Annotated in this window: 17 protein-coding genes and 1 riboswitch; of the genes, 13 read left to right on the forward strand and 4 right to left on the reverse strand. The window is 71.9% G+C overall.

Annotation, left to right across the window (positions count from 1 at the left end; genetic code table 11):
• The first annotated feature begins 169 nt into the window (after positions 1–169).
• A riboswitch (SAM riboswitch) is annotated at positions 170–286 on the forward strand.
• Between the two features lie 208 nt (positions 287–494).
• Complete coding sequence (locus ACWD4J_RS01575; protein WP_451393231.1) at positions 495–1,862, forward strand: aminotransferase class V-fold PLP-dependent enzyme; 1,368 nt, start codon at positions 495–497, stop codon at positions 1,860–1,862.
• A 19-nt stretch (positions 1,863–1,881) separates the two neighbouring features.
• Here the strand turns inward: ACWD4J_RS01575 and ACWD4J_RS01580 are convergent, their stop codons facing one another.
• The gene (locus ACWD4J_RS01580) at positions 1,882–2,163 is read right to left on the reverse strand and encodes an Lrp/AsnC family transcriptional regulator (protein WP_451393232.1); all 282 of its coding nucleotides are present in this window, start codon (positions 2,161–2,163) and stop codon (positions 1,882–1,884) included.
• 106 nt (positions 2,164–2,269) lie between these two features.
• Positions 2,270–3,013, reverse strand: coding sequence for a rhomboid family intramembrane serine protease (locus ACWD4J_RS01585; RefSeq protein ID WP_451393596.1), 744 nt, complete (start codon positions 3,011–3,013; stop codon positions 2,270–2,272).
• 250 nt (positions 3,014–3,263) lie between these two features.
• Between ACWD4J_RS01585 and ACWD4J_RS01590 the strand changes: the two genes are divergently transcribed.
• The 5 genes from ACWD4J_RS01590 to ACWD4J_RS01610 all read left to right on the forward strand — a co-directional run bounded on the left by ACWD4J_RS01590 (position 3,264) and on the right by ACWD4J_RS01610 (position 8,832).
• Entirely contained in the window at positions 3,264–3,503 is a 240-nt protein-coding gene (locus ACWD4J_RS01590; RefSeq protein WP_067280259.1) for a hypothetical protein, read from the forward strand.
• A 72-nt stretch (positions 3,504–3,575) separates the two neighbouring features.
• Entirely contained in the window at positions 3,576–4,925 is a 1,350-nt protein-coding gene (locus ACWD4J_RS01595; protein ID WP_451393233.1) for an NYN domain-containing protein, read from the forward strand.
• A gap of 314 nt (positions 4,926–5,239) precedes the next feature.
• Entirely contained in the window at positions 5,240–6,271 is a 1,032-nt protein-coding gene (locus ACWD4J_RS01600; RefSeq protein WP_451393234.1) for an NlpC/P60 family protein, read from the forward strand.
• 236 nt (positions 6,272–6,507) lie between these two features.
• Positions 6,508–7,551: an NlpC/P60 family protein gene (locus ACWD4J_RS01605; protein WP_451393235.1), complete on the forward strand. Its 1,044-nt coding sequence runs from the start codon at positions 6,508–6,510 to the stop codon at positions 7,549–7,551.
• Between the two features lie 63 nt (positions 7,552–7,614).
• Positions 7,615–8,832 carry a hypothetical protein gene (locus ACWD4J_RS01610; protein ID WP_451393236.1) on the forward strand — a complete coding sequence of 406 codons (1,218 nt, stop codon included), beginning with the start codon at positions 7,615–7,617 and terminating at the stop codon, positions 8,830–8,832.
• 68 nt (positions 8,833–8,900) lie between these two features.
• Here the strand turns inward: ACWD4J_RS01610 and ACWD4J_RS01615 are convergent, their stop codons facing one another.
• Positions 8,901–10,187 carry a glycosyltransferase 87 family protein gene (locus tag ACWD4J_RS01615; protein WP_451393237.1) on the reverse strand — a complete coding sequence of 429 codons (1,287 nt, stop codon included), beginning with the start codon at positions 10,185–10,187 and terminating at the stop codon, positions 8,901–8,903.
• Between the two features lie 108 nt (positions 10,188–10,295).
• On the opposite strand from ACWD4J_RS01615, the gene ACWD4J_RS01620 reads away from it, so the two are divergent.
• Entirely contained in the window at positions 10,296–11,438 is a 1,143-nt protein-coding gene (locus ACWD4J_RS01620; protein WP_451393238.1) for a glycosyltransferase family 4 protein, read from the forward strand.
• Positions 11,439–11,476: 38 nt separating this feature from the next.
• Here ACWD4J_RS01620 and ACWD4J_RS01625 read toward each other — a convergent pair whose 3' ends face one another.
• A complete protein-coding gene (locus ACWD4J_RS01625; protein ID WP_451393239.1) occupies positions 11,477–13,273 on the reverse strand; it encodes an AMP-dependent synthetase/ligase in 1,797 nt (598 codons plus the stop codon).
• Between the two features lie 302 nt (positions 13,274–13,575).
• Between ACWD4J_RS01625 and ACWD4J_RS01630 the strand changes: the two genes are divergently transcribed.
• The 6 genes from ACWD4J_RS01630 to ACWD4J_RS01655 all read left to right on the forward strand — a co-directional run bounded on the left by ACWD4J_RS01630 (position 13,576) and on the right by ACWD4J_RS01655 (position 18,599).
• The gene (locus tag ACWD4J_RS01630) at positions 13,576–14,373 is read left to right on the forward strand and encodes a metallophosphoesterase family protein (protein ID WP_451393240.1); all 798 of its coding nucleotides are present in this window, start codon (positions 13,576–13,578) and stop codon (positions 14,371–14,373) included.
• A 130-nt stretch (positions 14,374–14,503) separates the two neighbouring features.
• Positions 14,504–14,941 (forward strand): SRPBCC family protein, encoded by a 438-nt coding sequence (locus ACWD4J_RS01635; protein WP_451393241.1) that lies wholly within the window; start codon positions 14,504–14,506, stop codon positions 14,939–14,941.
• A 32-nt stretch (positions 14,942–14,973) separates the two neighbouring features.
• Positions 14,974–16,161, forward strand: a complete 1,188-nt coding sequence (locus tag ACWD4J_RS01640; protein ID WP_451393242.1) for an ArsA family ATPase — start codon at positions 14,974–14,976, stop codon at positions 16,159–16,161.
• Positions 16,162–16,203: 42 nt separating this feature from the next.
• Positions 16,204–16,692, forward strand: coding sequence for a DUF5304 domain-containing protein (locus ACWD4J_RS01645; RefSeq protein WP_451393243.1), 489 nt, complete (start codon positions 16,204–16,206; stop codon positions 16,690–16,692).
• Between the two features lie 62 nt (positions 16,693–16,754).
• Positions 16,755–17,708, forward strand: coding sequence for an ROK family glucokinase (locus ACWD4J_RS01650; protein ID WP_451393244.1), 954 nt, complete (start codon positions 16,755–16,757; stop codon positions 17,706–17,708).
• Positions 17,709–17,831: 123 nt separating this feature from the next.
• Positions 17,832–18,599, forward strand: coding sequence for an endonuclease/exonuclease/phosphatase family protein (locus tag ACWD4J_RS01655; protein ID WP_451393245.1), 768 nt, complete (start codon positions 17,832–17,834; stop codon positions 18,597–18,599).
• Position 18,600 lies beyond the last annotated feature (1 nt).

Raw genomic sequence — 18,600 nt, forward strand, 5'->3', positions numbered from 1 at the left:
CCTCTGTGGTGGGTGGCCGGCAGCTTCTGCGGCTGCCGTCACCGTTCACGACGGCGGTGCCCTCGCGTCGTACTTTTGCGCACCATCGGGCGCCGTAAGCCGGTGCAACCGGTGTCCGCATCGCGGACACCGGTTGCACCGGCGCGATCATCTGGCATAGTTCTCGGCAGGTCATGAGTGACAGCGACCAGGCCCCGGCCCGCTGTCCGGCAACCCTCCGTCCGTGGCGGGGTGCCCCGGGTGAAGACCTGGCTGCAGGCAAAGAGGTCTGCGGCAAGCGCGGACCCCTTGTCAGGTTCCTGGGGTCCTGGTCCTCGAGGAGCTGTCTCGTGAGCAAGCGAATGCGATAGGGCGTCAGGCCCCTTCTCGCGTACCCCTTTTCACCTTTCACTCTTTTTCTGCGCTTGAGCCGTCATGCCCTCCCCCATTGCCTTAAGGGCATGGGAGGTACCGCCATGCGCAGTCAATTCGCTTACCTCTCACGGGAGTTCGCCATGTCTGTCTCCACCGCTGCCGCCGACCAGTCCGTTTGTGCCCCTCTGCCCGTTCTCGGGCGTGATGTCCTCGTGCCGCTCGTCACCGGCGGCGAGGTCGCATACGCCGCCCTCGACTACGCGGCGAGCGCCCCGGCACTGCAGCGGGTCTGGGACGACGTGGCGGCGTACGCGCCGTACTACGGCAGCGTGCACCGCGGCGCCGGATACCTGTCGCAGCTGTCGACGGACCTCTTCGAGAACGCGCGTCGCACCGTCGCGGAGTTCCTCGGCTGCCGGGAGGGAGACCAGGTCGTCTTCACCCGGTCGACCACCGACTCGCTCAACCTGCTGGCTGCCGCGCTGCCCGAGGGGTGCCAGGTCTTCGTCTTCGAGACCGAGCACCACGCGTCCCTGCTGCCGTGGCGCGATGCACGCGTCACGTATCTCGACGCGCCTCGTACGCCGGAGCAGGCCGTCAGGACCCTGGAGCGGGCCCTGGCCGATCGGGACCCCTACGGTCCTGCGCTGGTCTGCGTCACCGGGGCGTCCAACGTGACCGGTGAGCTGTGGCCCGTACGGGAGCTGGCCGCCGCCGCTCATGCGCACGGCGCGCGGATCGTGCTGGACGCCGCCCAGCTCGCCCCGCACCACGCCGTGTCCGTAACGGAGTTGGACGTCGACTGGGTCGCCTTCTCCGGGCACAAGCTGTACGCGCCGTTCGGGTCCGGCGTGCTCGCCGGGCGCGCCGACTGGCTTCAGGACGCCGAGCCGTATCTGGCGGGTGGCGGCGCCAGCCGCAAGGTCGGGCGCCGCGAGGACGGTGGGGTCGACGTCGAGTGGCACACCACCGTCGCGCGCCACGAGGCCGGTTCGCCCAACGTCATCGGTGCCTACGCCATCGCCTCGGCCTGCAAGGCGCTCACCGAGGCCGGGTTCGATGCGCTCGTCGCGCGGGAGCGGCAGCTGATCTCGGCGGTGCGTGCGGGACTGGCCGACGTGCCCGAGGTGCGGGTGCTCTCGCTGTTCGGGGACGACGCGCCGCGGGTCGGGGTCATCTCGTTCGTCGTCGACGGGTGGAACAGCTCGCACTTCGCGGCCGCCCTGTCCGCCGAGTACGGGATCGGGGTGCGGGACGGGCTGTTCTGCGCCCACCCGCTCGTACGCACCCTGCTCGGCAGCGAGCCGCAGGCGCAGGGTGAGTGCGGTGCCCCCGAGGCGGCGCCCGGCGAGAAGTCGCTCAACGCCATCCGGGTGAGCTTCGGCGCGGGCACGCCGGACGAGCACGTCGAGCGGTTCGTACGGGCGGTCAAGGAGCTCGTCCGGGACGGCGCACGGTGGGCCTACCGCACCGAGGACGGCCGCTGCGTCCCGGACACCTCCGCCTGATCCGCCCGAGGCGGCGTTCCTACGAGTCGAGGCCGATCGCGAACGCCGCCTCCAGGTCGTGCTGCGAGTACGTACGGAACGCGACATGCGTGTCCGTGCCCTCCACGCCCGGGATCTTGCTGATCCGGCCGGGGATCACGTCCGCCAAGTCGTCGTGGTCCTTGACCCGGACCATGGCGATCAGGTCGTAGGTGCCCGTCACCGAGAAGACCTCGCTGACGTTGTCCAGCGCGGCGATGGATTCGGCGATCTCCGGGATCCGGTCCACGCTGGTCTTGATGAGCACGATCGCGGTGATCACGGCTGGTTGTCTCCCTCTTTTTAGCGCTCGGTTGACCTCGGTGGCCGTGGGCTGGGGTTTCACTCTATCCGTCCGGCCCCGGCGCGTCGGGCCGCGCTCCCGCCGGTCATCCCTCGCTCTCCTGCCCCTGTCCGTCCAGGGTCGTGGCGTACGCCCTCTCGCGCCGCCCGTACCGCGCCCAGGCGTACAGAAAGCCCAGCGAGAAGCCCACGAGGTGGGCCAGATAGGCGACGCCCGGGCCCTGGCTCGGGCGGCTCATCGCCAGCCACTGGAGCGCCACCCAGAAGGGCAGCACCACCCAGGCCGGGAAGCGCAGCGGCAGGAAGAACAGGAACGGGAACAGACTCGTGACGCGGGCCCGGGGGAACAGGAACAGGAAGGCGCCGAGGACCGCGGAGATCGCCCCTGAGGCGCCCACCAGCGTCTGCTGCGACCCCGCGTGGGCGGTGGCGTAGCCGAGTAGCGCCAGATAGCCGCAGCCGACGTAGAAGAGCGCGAACTCGACATGGCCCATGCGCTCCTCGGCCATCGCGCCGAAGACGTAGAGGAAGAGCATGTTCCCCAGCAGGTGCAGCCAGCTGCCGTGCACGAAGAGCGCCGTGGCGGGGGTGACAGCGGCCCGTGGCGCGCCGCTGAACAGCTCCGCGGGCACCACGCCCCAGCGCTCGAAGTACGCCACCTGGGCGGCGATCAGCTCCTGTCCGCTGCCGTACACGGGGTTCAGCGCGGCGGCCGGTCCGGTGACGAAGACCAGGCAGCACAGGACGATCACGCCGTACGTCACGGGGGCGGTCGGGCCCCTCCCCCATTGCCTTAAGGGCATGGGAGGTACCCCCATCGCCCGGTGCATCGCCGTGCCCAGGCCACCACGCCGTTTTCGCATCACGGTCAGAGCATGACGTAACGGGAGCAAGCCGTGCGGACCGCCTCGCCGCCGACCGGGGCCTGAGCACGGGGTACCCGGCAGGCCGTAGGGTTACGTGCCATCCGCACCAGGCAAACGGACGCACCATGGATACAGGTGCACCCGTGAGCCGACGGAGCCCAGGCGCTCCGGAGGCGAGCCTTGAATACTGAAACTCGAAGGAAGCGACAGCACGATGACGGTTCCCTTGCCGACGGCCCAGACCCGCTGGCGGTGCACGCTCTGCGGCAATCTCACGCGCTTCGACGTGACCCGTTCGTCGAAGGTCGTCGAGTATGTGCACCTCGATCTGGCCGGGGAACCGACCGTCGAGGAGCGCGAGGTGGTCAGTGAGACCATCGAGTCGGTGCGCTGCCGCTGGTGCAACGCGGTGGACCAGGTGGAACTCGTGGACAGGCCGGGCGCCGGCTCCTGACGATGGGGGTCCCCCCGCTCGAGCGAAGTCGAGAGTGGGGGAGGGCCCCGCTCAGAAATTGGGGTGTGACGGATGGTGGAGACCACAGGCGGGGAGCCGGCCGACGGCACCGCTGAGGTGCTCGACCGCCCGCTGCCCGACGGCGTGCGCCGCCGGGTCGTCCAGATCGTCTCGGACGGCTTCGGCGGGCTGACCTTCACTGAACTGCCCGCGCAGCTCAGACAGTACGCACGCTTCACGCCGAGCCGGCGCGTGAAGTTCGCGGGCAACGCGATGGCCGCGGCCGTGGAGGCGGAACCGATCTTCCGCCAGCGCATCGCGGAACGGCTGCGCGAGGCCCAGCCCGAACTCAGCGGTGCGCTGGAATCGGGGGCACCGCCGCCGGCCGCGGACCCGATGGACGTCGCGGCAGCCGCCTATGTGCTGCGCCCGGCGGGCTGGGTGAAGCTCGTGACCGCCGCGGGCGAGGAGGCCCAGCGGGCGGACGCCGAGCGCGCCGACGAAGAGAACCGGGCCGAGCTGGAGCGGCTGCGCGAGGAGCTGGCCGTGGCCCGCGACCAGACCAGGATCGACACGGAACGGCTGCGCACGGAGCTGGAGTCGGCCAAGAAGGAGGCCGACTCGCTGCAGCGCAAGCTGCGCGCGGCCCTCAGCGACGTCAAGCGCGGCGAGGCCGCGCTGCGCAAGGCGAGCGCCGAGACCGAGGCCGTACGGGCCGAGAGCCAGGCGCAGTTGTCGGCGGCGGAGAGCGAGGGGCGGCGGCTCAAGGCGCGGCTCGGGGAGACCGAGGCGGCGCTGGAGGCGAGCCGCCGGGCGGCCCGCGAGGGCCGCAGCGTGGAGGACATGCGCGTACGGCTGCTGCTCGACACCGTCCTCGACGCGGCCCAGGGGCTCCGCCGCGAACTGGCGCTGCCGCCCGTCTCCGTACGGCCTGCCGAGACCGTGGACGCCGTGGAGCCCGGCCGCATGACCCCCAAGGACATCGCGGCCCGCGCGCTGTCGGACAGCGACCCGGCGGTCCTCGACCAGCTCCTCGCGCTGCCCCAGGTGCATCTCGTCGTGGACGGCTACAACGTCACCAAGACCGGCTATCCCCAGATGCCGCTCGAGAAGCAGCGGTTGAGGCTGCTCGGCCAGCTCTCCCAGCTCGCCGCGCAGAGCGGTGCCGAGGTCACCTGCGTCTTCGACGGGGCCGAGCTGGCCGCGCCCGTGCTGCTCGCGCCGCCGCGCGGGGTGCGGGTGCTGTTCTCCAAGCCGGGCGTGACGGCCGACGAGCTGATCCGCCAGCTGGTGCGCGCCGAGCCGCCGGGCCGGCCCGTGGTGGTCGTCTCGACCGACCGCGAAGTCGCCGACGGCGTCGCGCGGGTGGGGGCCCGGCCGGTCGCCTCCGCGGTGCTCCTGAAGCGCTTTTCGCGCGGCTAAGCGGAATAAGCGAGTCCTGTTCCCATGGGCGACGTAGGTCACGCATGTCCCATATGTAACTTCTGGGTGCGATACCCGAATTAGCGAAACCTTCACGCAACGTAGTGTCAGGCGTGCATTACTGCACGTGAGTTCATGGCAAAGAATGCGCTGGGTGACGGAGTTTTTTATGAGGATGATTTGAACTGATCACAGTCAGGTCACTAGGGTCTGGCCTCGAACCTCCGCTCGGGTGATCGCTTATCGGGAGCGACGGCGGAGGGGCACCGCCCACCTCGTTCGGTAGGCGGCTGGAGGAAGAGGAGCTCGCCTTCGTGGCGTCCCACCGTCGACCCAAGCAGCCGAGCCGCACGCGTGTGACCGTGCTCACCGCAACCGCCGCCGCAGCCGTGGCGCTCACCTCGCAGGCCGCCCACGCGGCGCCGAGCGCCAAGCCGAGCAAGGACGAGGTCAAGGCCAAGGTCGACAAGCTCTACGAAGAGGCGGAGCAGGCCACCGAGAAGTACGACGGGGCCAAGGAGCAGCAGAAGAAGCTCGAGAAGCAGATCGGCGATCTGCAGGACAAGGTCGCCCGCGAGCAGGACGAGCTCAACGATCTGCGGGACGACCTCGGTTCGCTGGCCAGCGCCCAGTACCGCTCGGGCGGGATCGACCCCGCCGTCCAGCTCTTCCTCTCCTCCGACCCGGACGACTACCTCGACAAGGCCTCCACGCTCGACCAGTTGAGCAGCCAGCAGGTCGAGGCGCTGCGCAAGATCCAGGAGAAGCAGCGCTCGCTCACCCAGGAGCGCCAGGAAGCCGCCGACAAGCTCGCCGACCTCGCGACCACCCGCAAGGAGCTCCGCGAGAACAAGGAGAAGGTCCAGGGCAAGCTCGCCGAGGCGCAGAAGCTGCTCAACTCCCTCACCGCCGCCGAGAAGGCGGCCCTGGCCGCCGAGCAGGAGCGCGCCAGCCGCGCCAGCGAACGCAGCGCCCTCGGCAGCGGCCAGGCGGCCTCCGGCCGTGCCGCCGCGGCCTACTCCGCCGCTCAGAGCAAGATCGGCTCGCCCTACGTCTACGGCGCCAGCGGCCCCAACTCCTTCGACTGCTCGGGTCTCACCTCCTGGGCCTTTGCCCAGGCCGGCGTCTCCATACCGCGCACGTCCCAGGCGCAGGCCAGCGCCGGCACCCGCATCTACTCGCAGAGCGACCTCAAGGTCGGCGACCTGGTCATCTTCTACAGCGACTGGCACCACGTCGGCTTCTACGCGGGCAACGGCCAGGTCCTGCACGCCCCCAGGACCGGTACCACCGTCCGCTACGAGTCGATCGGCAACATGCCGTTCCAGTTCGGCGTCCGTATCTGAGCCGTCCGCATCCGCGCCGGTCTTCCAGTCGTCCGTATCCGAGTCGGCCAGGCCCCCGTTCGGGGGAATTCCGGCACCTCCCGCCCATCCCGCGCCCCGTCGGTGACCTGCGTCTCCGGCGGGGCGTCGCGTTGTTCGAATCACCTCGGGCCTTTTGTCCCCGCGTAGTCGCCGGGCTACTGTCTGCCGTCCCCCCGGCACCGGGGGTCCGTCAGCGGAAGGGAGAGCGGTCACCCGTGGGGTCCCATCGCCGCCGCGCACACTCCGGCCTAGACCGGAGCGGGCGCGGAGCCACCGTCGTCGTCCTGTCCACCGCAGCCGCCACCGCGGCGGCGGCCCTCGCCGCCGCACCGGCCGGCGCCGCGCCCCGGGAGACCCCGGCGGACGTCGGATCGGAGGTGGACCGGCTGTACGAGCAGGCGGAGCAGGCCACCGAGGCGTACAACTCCGCGGACGAGCGCATGGACATGCTGCGCGCCCAGGTGAAGAACGCCCAGGACCGGATCGCCCGCGGGCAGGAGCGCATCAACACCATGCGCGGCGCGCTCGGGGAGCTGGCCGGGGCGCAGTACCGGTCGGGCGGTATCGATCCCGCGCTCGCCCTCCTGCTCTCCGCGGACCCCGACGGCTATCTCGACCAGGCGGCGACCCTCGACCGCGTGACGGCCTGGCAGGCCGGCCGGCTCAAGGACGTCCAGGAGGCCCAGCGCGCCCTCGCCCAGGAGCGTACGGAGGCCGCAGGCAGGCTCGCGGAGCTGGAGGAGAGCCGCAAGGACGTGGCCCGCCACAAGCGCACCGTCGAGCACAAGCTCGCCGAGGCCAGGCGGCTGCTCAACGGGCTGCCGGCCGGGGAGCGGGACATGTACGACAGGGCCTCGCGCGACAGCGGGCGGACCCCGCTGCTGGATCTGTCCGGCTCCGCCCTGCCGCCGTCGGCGCGGGCCGCGGCAGCCGTCGAGGCCGCCCGCTCTGCCCTCGGGCTGCCCTATGTGTGGGGCGCCAACGGGCCCTCGGGTTTCGACTGTTCGGGCCTCATGCAGTGGTCGTACCGGCAGGCGGGCGTCGCGCTGCCGCGCACGTCGCAGGAGCAGCGGTACGCGGGCCGGCAGGTGTCCCTGGCCGAGGCCCGGCCCGGCGACCTCGTGGTCTACCGCTCGGACGCGAGCCACGTCGCGATGTACGTGGGCGACGGCCAGGTCATTCACGCGCCCTACCCCGGCGCCCCCGTGCGCTACGACCCCGTGGGGATGATGCCCGTCTCCTCGGTGACCCGGGTCTGAGCAGCTCCCGTCCGGCGTCACGCGGGTCCGGTCCCTCCCATGACGCCCCGTACGATCGGGCAGATGGCTGGTCGACGGCGTGGTTCCCGGATGGTGGTGCTGTGGTTCGCGCTGCTCGCCCTCGTCTCCGGGCTCGCCGGATGCGGCGGGCCCGCGGCGCGCGACACGGCCGCCGCCGACGTGCGGCGGCTCCTCGAGCGGCGCGCCGATGCGGTGCTGGACCGGGACGAGACGGCTTATCTGGCCACCGGCCGAGGCGACGCGGGGCGCGCGGAGTTCGAGAACCTCGCGGACGTCCCGCTGGCCTCCTGGGAGTACCGGCTCACCCGCTTCGACCGCTCCGGCTCACAGGCCACGGCCGCCGTCGACCTGCGCTACCGACTGGACGGCTACGACCGCGGAGCGGTGGACGCGGCCCGCACCCTCCGCCTCGAGCGCCGCGACGGCCGGTGGTACGTCACCTCCGACCGTCCCGCGAAGGACACCGCCGAGCAGCTGTGGGAGCAGGGTCCCGTCCGGGTCGTACGGGGCGCGCACAGCCTCGTACTCGGCGTGGGGCGGTCCGCCGAGGAAGGTGCCGCACTGCGGCGGTACGCGGCCCTCGCCGACCGTGCCGTGCCCGCTGTGCAGGACGCCTGGGGCGACGGGTGGGCGGGGCGCGTCGTCGTCCTGGTGCCGAAGTCGCTGGACGGCATGGCCGAGCTGCTCGGCGCACCCGCCTCCGGGTACCGCGGCATAGCGGCCGTCACGACGGGCGAGGCCGGCAGCTCGGGCAGGGCGCCGGCGGACCGGATCATGGTCAACCCCGAGGCGTTCGGCGTGCTCGGCGCGTTCGGCCGCCGGGTCGTCCTCACCCACGAGACGACGCATGTGGCCACCCGCGCGCACACGTCGGCCGCGACCCCGCTGTGGCTCTCCGAGGGCTACGCAGACTGGGTCGGCTACCGCGGCACGGGCCGCACGGCCGAGCAGGCCGCACCGGAGCTGGCACGTGCGGTGCGTGCCGGGCGGCTGCCGGACGCGCTGCCCGACGACGAGGACTTCGGCTTCGGAGGCGACGCTGACCGCCTCGCGGAGGCGTACGAGGGCGGGTGGCTGGCCTGCCGGTTGATCGCCCGGGACTGGGGCGAGGAGCGGCTGAACGCCTTCTACCGTGCCGTGGGCGCACACAAGCAGCGGCAGGACGCGGTCGAGGACGCCCTGCGGGACGTCCTCGACACCACGCCGGCGGGATTCACGGCGCGGTGGCGTGACTATCTGCGGGCTCAGCTGGGTGCGTGACCGGGCGCGTGACCCGTCGTGGGCATGGGTTCCTCCCCCAGTGCCCTGAGGCCCTGGGGGCAGTGGTGTCAGGAAGGCCGGAGCACCTCGCTGTCGCGGGCGGTCTGCGCGGGCAGCGGGCGGGGCTCCGGGGCCGGCGGCCGGGACACCGTGTGCCGCCACAGACGCACGGCGCCGGTGACCGTGGCGGCGACCAGCAGGCCGTTGCGTACGTAGAGCAGGGTGACGCCCAGCGTGTCGCTGGCCACCACGTGCGAGAACCACAGGGGGAACTCCAACAGCGTGACCAGGGTCGCGGCCAGCACCATGCAGGCCGGCACCGTCATCCGGCTGCCGCGGAAGACCAGGCACACGGCGGCGAGACCCACCAGCCACACCATGTACTGCGGGCTGATGACCCGGCTGGTGACCGTGAACAGCAGGACGGCCACGAAGGCCGCGTCCGCCGGTGTGGTCGACGACCATACGCGGGCGCGCAGCCGCCACAGCACCAGCCAGCCGAGGGCCAGCACCGACAGCGCCTGGGCGAGCAGGCTCACCAGCTGCACGTACGGGCCGAGGAACTCCACCGAGCCGTAGTTGAGCAGCACCTGGCCCGACCAGCCGAAGTGCCGCGCCGTGTGGAAGACCAGCGCGCCGAGCGACTCGATCTCGGTGCCGCGGTCCCGCTGGAAGGTCAGAAACGCCAGCGCGCCCGGCATGGCGGCGATGAACACGAGCCCGATCAGGCCGCCGGCGACGGCCGCCGCGGACCAGGCGCGCGGCCACCTCGGGCGCTCGTCGCCGCCGGTGGAGGCCTCGCGCACCGCACCGACCAGCAGAAGCACCGGCCACACCTTCAACAGCGCACCGAACCCCGCCAGCGCACCCATCACATGGGGCCGCCGCGCGCCCGCCAGCAGGGCAGCGACCGCGACGGCCGTCACCATCAGGTCGTAGCGGGCGTACGCGGTGGGCCCGAGCAGGCCCACCCCCACGACCCACACCCAGGCGCCGCGCAGCGTCTTGCCGGGCCGGCCGCCCGCGTAGAGGAGGAGCGCCAGCACCACCGCGTCGGCCAGGCAGGCCAGCCAGAAGAAGGCCGACGCGTAGTCGAGGAAGGGCAGCAGGGCGGGGGAGAGGACGGCGAGGGCGGCGGCCGGCGGGTACTGCCAGGTGACGTCGTCGAGCGGGAAGGTGCCGGTGCGCAGCACCTCGTACCAGCCCTGGTAGATGACCGAGATGTCGCTCGTCACATCGGGGCCGGGGAAGACGAACACCTTGAAGACGCAGAGCAGAAGGAGCGTCCGGCTCAGCCCCCAGGCCGTCAGGATCCAGACATACGCCGGGATCCGCGTCCAACGTGCTCCAGCCATGCCCACCTCGTCCGTGTTCTCCGGCGTTCTTCGGCGCCAGAGCAGTCATGATGCCGGGGCTACCTGTGCCAGAGCCATGATGCTCGGCCGTTCGGTACTGTCGCCACGATGCACAAGACGCTGATCGTGACCAACGACTTTCCGCCCAGGCCCGGTGGGATCCAGGCATTCCTGCACAACATGGCACTGCGGCTGGACCCGGAGCGGCTGGTCGTCTACGCCTCCACCTGGAAGCGGAGCCGCGAGGGCGTCGAGGCCACGGCGGCCTTCGACGCCCAGCAGCCCTTCACGGTCGTACGCGACCGTACGACGATGTTGCTGCCCACGCCCCGGGTGCAGCGGCGCGCCGTGGAGCTGCTGCGGGAGCACGGCTGTACGTCGGTGTGGTTCGGGGCGGCCGCGCCGCTCGGGCTGATGGCGCCCGCGCTGCGCCGCGCCGGGGCCGAGCGTCTTGTGGCCACCACGCACGGTCACGAGGCCGGGTGGGCGCAACTGCCCGCGTCCCGCGGACTGCTGCGCCGGATCGGCGACTCCACGGACACCCTGACCTACCTCGGCGAGTACACGCGCTCGCGGATCGCCGCCGCGCTGTCTCCCGAGGCGGCCGCGCGCATGGTCCAGCTGCCGCCCGGCGTCGACGAGAAGACCTTCCACCCCGGCTCGGGCGGCGACGAGGTCCGTGCCCGGCTGGGCCTGGCCGACCGGCCCGTCGTGGTCTGCGTCTCGCGCCTCGTGCCGCGCAAGGGCCAGGACACCCTCATCCGCGCGATGCCGCAGATCCTGGCCAGGGAGCCGGAGGCCGTGCTGCTCGTCGTGGGTGGTGGGCCGTACGAGAAGGAGCTGCGGCGGCTCGCGGACGAGACCGGGGTCGCCCGGTCCGTGCGCTTCACCGGGGCTGTCCCCTGGGCGGAGCTCCCCGCCCACTACGGCGCCGGCGACGTCTTCGCCATGCCGTGCCGCACGCGGCGCGGGGGGCTCGATGTCGAGGGGCTCGGGATCGTTTACCTGGAGGCTTCCGCGATCGGGCTGCCCGTCGTCGCCGGGGACTCCGGCGGAGCGCCGGACGCGGTGCTCGACGGGGAGACCGGATGGGTCGTCCCCGGGGCCGACCCCGGCGCCTCCGCCGAGCGGATCGTCGCCCTGCTCGGCGATGCCGAGCTGCGCAAGCGGATGGGCGAGCGAGGGCGGGAGTGGGTCGAGGAACGGTGGCGGTGGGATCTGCTGGCGGAGCGGCTCGAGGCGCTGCTTTAGACCGCAACAGGGCCCCTTGCGGGGCCCTGTCGCGATGTCTAGCCGCGGTAGATCGCCTCGATCTCGTCCGCGTAGTCCTTCGCCACCACGTTCCGCTTCAGCTTCAGCGACGGCGTGAGATGGCCCGAGTCCTCCGTGAACTGGGTCGCGAGGATGCGGAACTTGCGTACCGACTCGGCCTTGGAGACGGCCGCGTTGCCGTCGTCCACGGCGCGCTGGACGGCCGCGACGAGGTCGGGGTCCTCGCACAGGGACGCCACCGTGGAGCCGGCCGGCTTGCCGTGGTCTGCGGCCCAGTGGCCCAGGAACTCCTCGTCGATGGTGACGAGCGCGCCCACGAACGGGCGGCCGTCGCCGACGACCATGCACTCGGCGACGAGCGCGTGCGCCCGGATGCGGTCCTCGATCACCGCGGGCGCCACGTTCTTGCCGCCCGCCGTGACGATGATCTCCTTCTTGCGGCCGGTGATGGACAGGTACCCGTCCTCGTCGAGCGTGCCGATGTCGCCCGTGTGGAACCACCCGTCGGCCAGCGCCTCCTCGGTCGCGCCCGGGTTGTTCCAGTACTCCTTGAACAGGTGCTCGCCGTGCAGCAGCACCTCGCCGTCGTCCGCGATCCGCACGACGGAGCCCGGCAGCGGCTGCCCGACCGTGCCGATCTTCGCCCGGTCCCAGGGGTTGAAGGCGGTGGCCGCACACGACTCCGTCAGGCCGTAGCCCTCCAGGACCGTGAAGCCGATACCGCGGAAGAAGTGGCCGAGGCGCTCGCCCAGCGGCGCACCGCCGGAGATCGCGTACTCGCCGCGCCCGCCGAGCACGGCCCGCAGCTTGCTGTAGACCAGCTTGTCGAAGGTCTTGTGCTTGATCCTGAGGCCGAGCGACGGGCCCGACGGGGTGTCCAGTGCGCGGCTGTACGCGATCGCCGTGTCCGCGGCCTTGTCGAAGATCTTGCCCTTGCCGTCCGCCTGCGCCTTGGCGCGCGCCGAGTTGTAGACCTTCTCGAAGACGCGCGGCACGCCGAGGATCAACGTCGGCCGGAACGAGGCGAGTTCGTCGGTCAGGTTCTTGATGTCCGGCACACAGCCGAGCTTGATCGGCGCCATCATCGGCGCCACCTGCACCAGCCGCCCGAAGACGTGCGCCAGCGGCAGGAAGAGCAGCACCGAGCACTCGCCGGTGCGGAACAGCGGCCGCATCCGCTCCACGAGGTTGCCGCACTCCGCGAAGAAGCTGCGGTGCGACAGCACGCAGCCCTTCGGGCGGCCCGTCGTGCCGGAGGTGTAGACGATCGTCGCCGGGTCGTCCGCCCTGGCGATCGAGCTGCGCTCCTCGACGGTCGCGTCGTCGACGTCCTTGCCCTGGCGCCGCAGCACGTCGACGGCGCCGGCCTCGATCTGCCAGACGGGGCCGAGGGCGGGCAGGCGGTCGCGTACGGACTCCACGGCGGCCGCGTGCGTGTCGAGCTCCACGATGCAGGCGACCGCGCCCGAGTCACCGAGGATCCACTGCACCTGCTCCGGCGAGCTGGTCTCGTACACCGGCACGGTGACCGCGCCCGCGCTCCAGATCGCGAAGTCCAGGAGGGTCCACTCGTAGCGCGTGCGGGACATCAGCCCGACACGGTCGCCCGGCCGCACGCCGGAGGCGATCAGGCCCTTGGCGGCGGCCTGCACCTCGGCCAGGAAGGTCGCGGCGTTGACGTCCTGCCAGACACCGTCGACCTTGCGGGCGATGACGGCGACGTCCGGATGCTGTGCGGCGTTTCTGCGGACGATATCGGTCAGGTTGCCGTCCGCAGGGACCTCGTACAGGGCCGGAAGGCTGAACTCGCGCAAGACTGCTGCTCCTCATAGGGCACTGGCGCCACGACGGTGTGCGTATGCGACGGTGCGGTCCAAGGCTAGGGCAGGGCGTGCTCGTCGGGAGTCAGTAGTTGAAACCCTGAGCACAACTGGACTGCCCGGACGTTACCGATCGGTACGCCTTCTCCGATAGGGGGTCAGGGCCAGATGTTCGCTGCGTCACACGTCCATGGTGTTGCTTCGCGCACAGTAGTCCAAGCAATTCCCGACTGGGAAGTAAACCGCAGGTCGGACGCCTCTACCCACGTTTGACCCACGCCTCTAGGGTGATCACCATGGCAGCTTCACGCGTCGCTCACAGCAGGACCAGAATCCACGTGGTCAGTGATGTGCACGGCAACGCCCGGGACCTGGCGAGAGCCGGTGACGGTGCCGACGCGCTGGTCTGCCTCGGTGACCTCGTCCTCTTCCTCGACTACGCCGACCACTCCCGCGGCATCTTCCCCGACCTCTTCGGCCGGGAGAACGCCGACCGCATCGTCGAGCTGCGCACCGCCCGCCGCTTCGCGGAGGCCCGCGACTTCGGCGCCCGGCTGTGGGCGGGCGTCGGCACGGACCGCGCGACGGCCATCGAGAAGGCGGTACGCAAGCAGTACGCCGAGATGTTCGCCGCCTTCCCCACACCGACGTACGCCACCTACGGCAACGTCGACATGCCGGACCTCTGGCCCGAGTACGCCGGTCCGGGCACCACGGTGCTCGACGGCGAGCGCGTCGAGATCGGAGGGCTGGTCTTCGGCTTCGTCGGCGGCGGGCTGCGCACCCCGATGAACACGCCCTACGAGATCAGCGACGAGGAGTACGCCGCCAAGATCGAGGCCGTCGGCGAGGTCGACGTGCTGTGCACGCACATCCCGCCGGAGGTCCCCGAGCTCGTCTACGACACCGTGGCGCGCCGCTTCGAGCGCGGCAGCCACGCCCTCCTGGACGCGATCCGCCGCACCCGGCCCCGCTATTCGCTCTTCGGCCACGTCCACCAGCCGCTGGCGCGCCGCATGCGCATCGGCGCCACGGAGTGTGTGAACGTGGGGCACTTCGCGGGCTCCGGACGGCCCTTCGCACTGGAGTGGTGAGGGGTTGCCCGGGTGGGCGGGGACGTGCCGCGAGGAGGGGTGACCGACAGCGCCCGGACGTGTGCGCGGTAGCCTTCACGCTGCACGGGACATATGCCCTGACGGGACCGTATCTGGAGGAGCCACGGCGATGGCGGAACACACCAGCTCGAGCATCACGATCGAGGCGGCACCGGCCGACGTCATGGCGGTGATCGCGGACTTCGCCCGCTACCCGGACTGGACGGGCGAGGTGAAGGAGGCCGAGGTCCTGGCCACCGACGACCGGGGCCGCGCCGAGCAGGTGCGCCTCGTCATGGACGCGGGCGCGATCAAGGACGACCAGACGCTGGCGTACACCTGGACCGGCGACGACGAGGTCAGCTGGACGCTCGTCAAGTCCCAGATGCTCCGGTCCCTGGACGGCTCGTACCTCCTCAAGCCCGCGGGCGCGGGCGCCACCGAGGTCACCTACCAGCTGACCGTCGACGTCAAGATCCCCATGCTCGGCATGATCAAGCGCAAGGCGGAGAAGGTCATCATCGACCGCGCCCTGGCAGGCCTGAAGAAGCGCGTCGAGTCGAAGTAACCGCCGGGAACCTCAGCCCCGCTAGGGAGCCCATGCGCACCGTCCTCCTCACCGGCCCCGGCGGCTCAGGCCGCACCACCCTCGCGGCAGCCACCGCACTGCAGGCCGCCCGCCAGGGCACCCGCACACTCGTGATCTCCGCCGACCGGACCGACACCCTGGGCGCCGCCCTCGGCATGCCCACCGGCGCGGACCCCGTCCAGCCCGAGCCGGGCCTCACGGCAGTGCGGCCCGACCCGGCGGAAGGGTTCCGGGACGATCTGCTCACCCTCCAGGACCGCGCCGCACCGGCGCTGGACCTGCTGGGCGCCGCCCGCCTCGACGAGGAGGAGCTCACACCGCTCCCCGGCAGCACCGAACTCGCCCTGCTGCGCGCCCTGCGCGACGCGGCCGCGGCCCCGTACGACCTGCTCGTCGTGGACCTCCCCCCGGCCCCGGAGGCCCTCGCCGTCCTCGCGCTGCCGGAGCAGCTGCGCCGCTATCTGCGGCGGCTGCTGCCCCCGGAACGGCAGGCGGCCCGCGCGCTGCGCCCCGTACTGGGCCGCCTCGCCGGTGTCCCCATGCCCGGCACCTGGCTGTACGAGACGGCCGTCCGCTGGGACCTCGAACTCGCGGGCGTCCAGGCCGTCATCGAGGATCCGGCCACGACGGTGCGGATGGTCGCCGAGCCGGGACCCGCGGGCGCGGACGCCGTGCGCACCGCCGCCACCGGCCTCGCCCTGCACGGACTGCGCACGGACGTGGTGATCGCCAACCGTGTACTGCCCGAGACGTCCGCGGACCCCTGGCTCGGGGGCCTCGCGGCCCAGCAGCGCAAGGTGCTCGCCGAGTGGGACGGGGCGTACACGGTCCGTGAAGTGGCGCACCTGGGCCGGGACCCGCGCGGCACCGACGACCTCGCGACCCTCGACGCGCCCCCGCCGTCGCCCGCCCCGGCCCGCGTGAGCTGGCCCGTCGCCGACCGGCTTGCCGACGACGGCGTGCTGGTCTGGCACATCCCGCTCCCCGGCGCCGTACGGGACGAGCTCGAGCTGATCCGGCGGGGCGACGAACTCGTGCTCACCGCCGGACAGTTCCGCCGGATCGTTCCCCTGCCGTCGGCGCTGCGCCGCTGCACCGTCGCGGGGGCGGGGCTGCGCGACGACGAGCTGCGCATCCGGTTCGCCCCGGACCCGGATCTGTGGCCCAGTACGGTGAACGGCGTACCTCCGTTCGGGTAACGTCGAAGACATAAACCCCGGTCCCTGCAGGAGTCTGTCCTCATGAGTGACGCCACCGACCGCCCCGCATCCGGACCCGCCGACGAGGCGCACGTCCCGGGCGAGGATGCGCAGGCCGCCGGACCGTTCGACGCCGACGCCTGGGCGAAGGCATGCGCCGAGGACCTCGAGGCCGAGAAGGCGCGCCGCCGCGCTGAGCACGGGGCGCAGTCCGGTTCGGCCGCCGAGGAGCTTCGCAAGCTCGTCGACGCCGTGGCCGACAAGCTCTCCGGCCTCCAGTCGCCGCTGTTCGGCGCGGCCGCGGGCGGCGCGGCGCAGCAGATGGTCAACCAGTTCGTGCAGCAGGCCAAGGCCGCCGTCGAACCCGTGATCGAGCGCAATCCGGAGGTCTTCGACCACCTGGCGGCCGCCGGATCCGAACTCCTCGCCGCCTACCGCTCCGCCGTCGAGGCGCAGGAGCGGCGGTGGACCCGCGGGCCTCACCCGAAGGACGACGGTCCCGGGCCCGGGGAACACATCGACCTGGACTGATTGCGTCCCCAGCACGGGGTACGGTTGGCCTTAGCGGGGCTCGACCGAAAACTGAGGGACACATGGGACTCACCATCGGCGTCGACATCGGCGGCACGAAGATCGCGGCCGGCGTGGTCGATGAGGAAGGCAACATCCTCTCGACCTTCAAGGTGCCGACCCCCACCACGTCGCGCGCCATCGTGGACGCCATCGCCTCCGCCGTGGAGGGCGCGCGCGCCGGACACGAGATCGTCGGCGTGGGCATCGGCGCGGCGGGATACGTCAACCGCCAGCGCTCCACCGTCTACTTCGCACCCAACATCGACTGGCGGCAGGAGCCGCTGAAGGCCGAGGTGGAGGACCGCGTGGGCCTCCCGGTCGTCGTCGAGAACGACGCCAACGCGGCCGCCTGGGGCGAGTACAAGTTCGGCGCGGGCAAGGGCCACCGCAACGTCATCTGCATCACCCTGGGCACCGGCCTCGGCGGCGGCATCATCATCGGCAACAAGCTGCGCCGCGGCCACTTCGGCGTGGCCGCCGAGTTCGGGCACATCCGCATGGTGCCCGACGGCCTGCTGTGCGGCTGCGGCAGCCAGGGCTGCTGGGAGCAGTACGCCTCCGGGACCGCCCTCGTGCGGTACGCGAAGCAGCGGGCCAACGCCACGCCCGAGAACGCCACGACCCTGCTCTCGATGGGCGACGGCACCCCCGAGGGCATCGAGGGCAAGCACATCTCGATGGCCGCCCGTCAGGGCGACCCCGTCGCCGTCGACTCGTACCGCGAGCTGGCCCGCTGGGCCGGTGCGGGCCTCGCCGACCTGGCGTCGCTGTTCGACCCGTCGGCGTTCATCGTCGGCGGCGGCCTCTCGGACGAGGGCGAGCTGGTCCTCGACCCGATCCGCAAGTCGTACAAGCGCTGGCTGGTCGGCGGCAACTGGCGGCCCGTGGCCGAGGTCATCGCCGCCCAGCTCGGCAACAAGGCCGGACTGGTCGGCGCCGCGGACCTGGCCCGCGAGCCGGACCCGATCATGTGACAGCACGTGTCGTCCGGCAGCGCCCGCCGTGGCCCCGATGGGGCGCGGCGGGCGCTGCCGTTTCGGGGCGGCGGGTATGGCGCCGGATGAGGAGACGGCCCGTCCTGCCGTATGTTGATCGCCATGCCGACGAGCCCACCCGCCAGTGAGCTGCCCAACTCCCGTACCGAGCCCGACGGTTCGGCCGTCATCCGGGTGCTCAGCTACAACGTCCGGTCGATGCGCGACGACACTGCCGCGCTCGCCCGGGTGATCAGCGCCTGCGCGCCCGACCTCGTGCTCGTCCAGGAGGCCCCGCGGTTCTTCCGCTGGCGCAAGAAGCTGGCCCGGCTCGCGGCCGCATCCGGTCTGGTGACCCTGTCCGGCGGGGCCACCGCGGCGGGCCCGGCGCTGCTGTGCTCGCTGCGCGCCACGGTCGAGCGGACCGAGGACATCCTGCTGCCGCTCACGCCCGGCCTGCACCGCCGCGGCTTCGCCACCGCGGTCGTACGCTTCGGGGGCTCCGCCCGGCTCGGCGTACTGAGCTGCCATCTGAGCCTGCAGAAGGACGAACGGTACGAGCAGGGCGGGATGTTGCTCGACCGGCTCGCCGGGATGGGTGTTCCGTACGCCGTCGCGGGCGGCGACATCAACGAACGCCCCGACGGGCCGGCCTTCCGGCGGCTCGCCGGGGAGCTCCGGGACTGCTGGGCCACCAAGCCGTGGGGCGGCGAGTACTCGTCGACGCCGGCCGATCCGTACCAGCGCATCGACGCGATCTTTGCGACGGCCGGCGTGGAAATCCTCGGTTGCGGGGTTCCTGTGGGTCACCCTGGTGTGCACGAGAGGGACCTGAGGGCGGCCACGGACCATCTGCCGGTCCTGGCCGCCCTCAGACTTCCCCCCGCCTAGG

Source organism: Streptomyces sp. NPDC002577, from assembly GCF_053594815.1.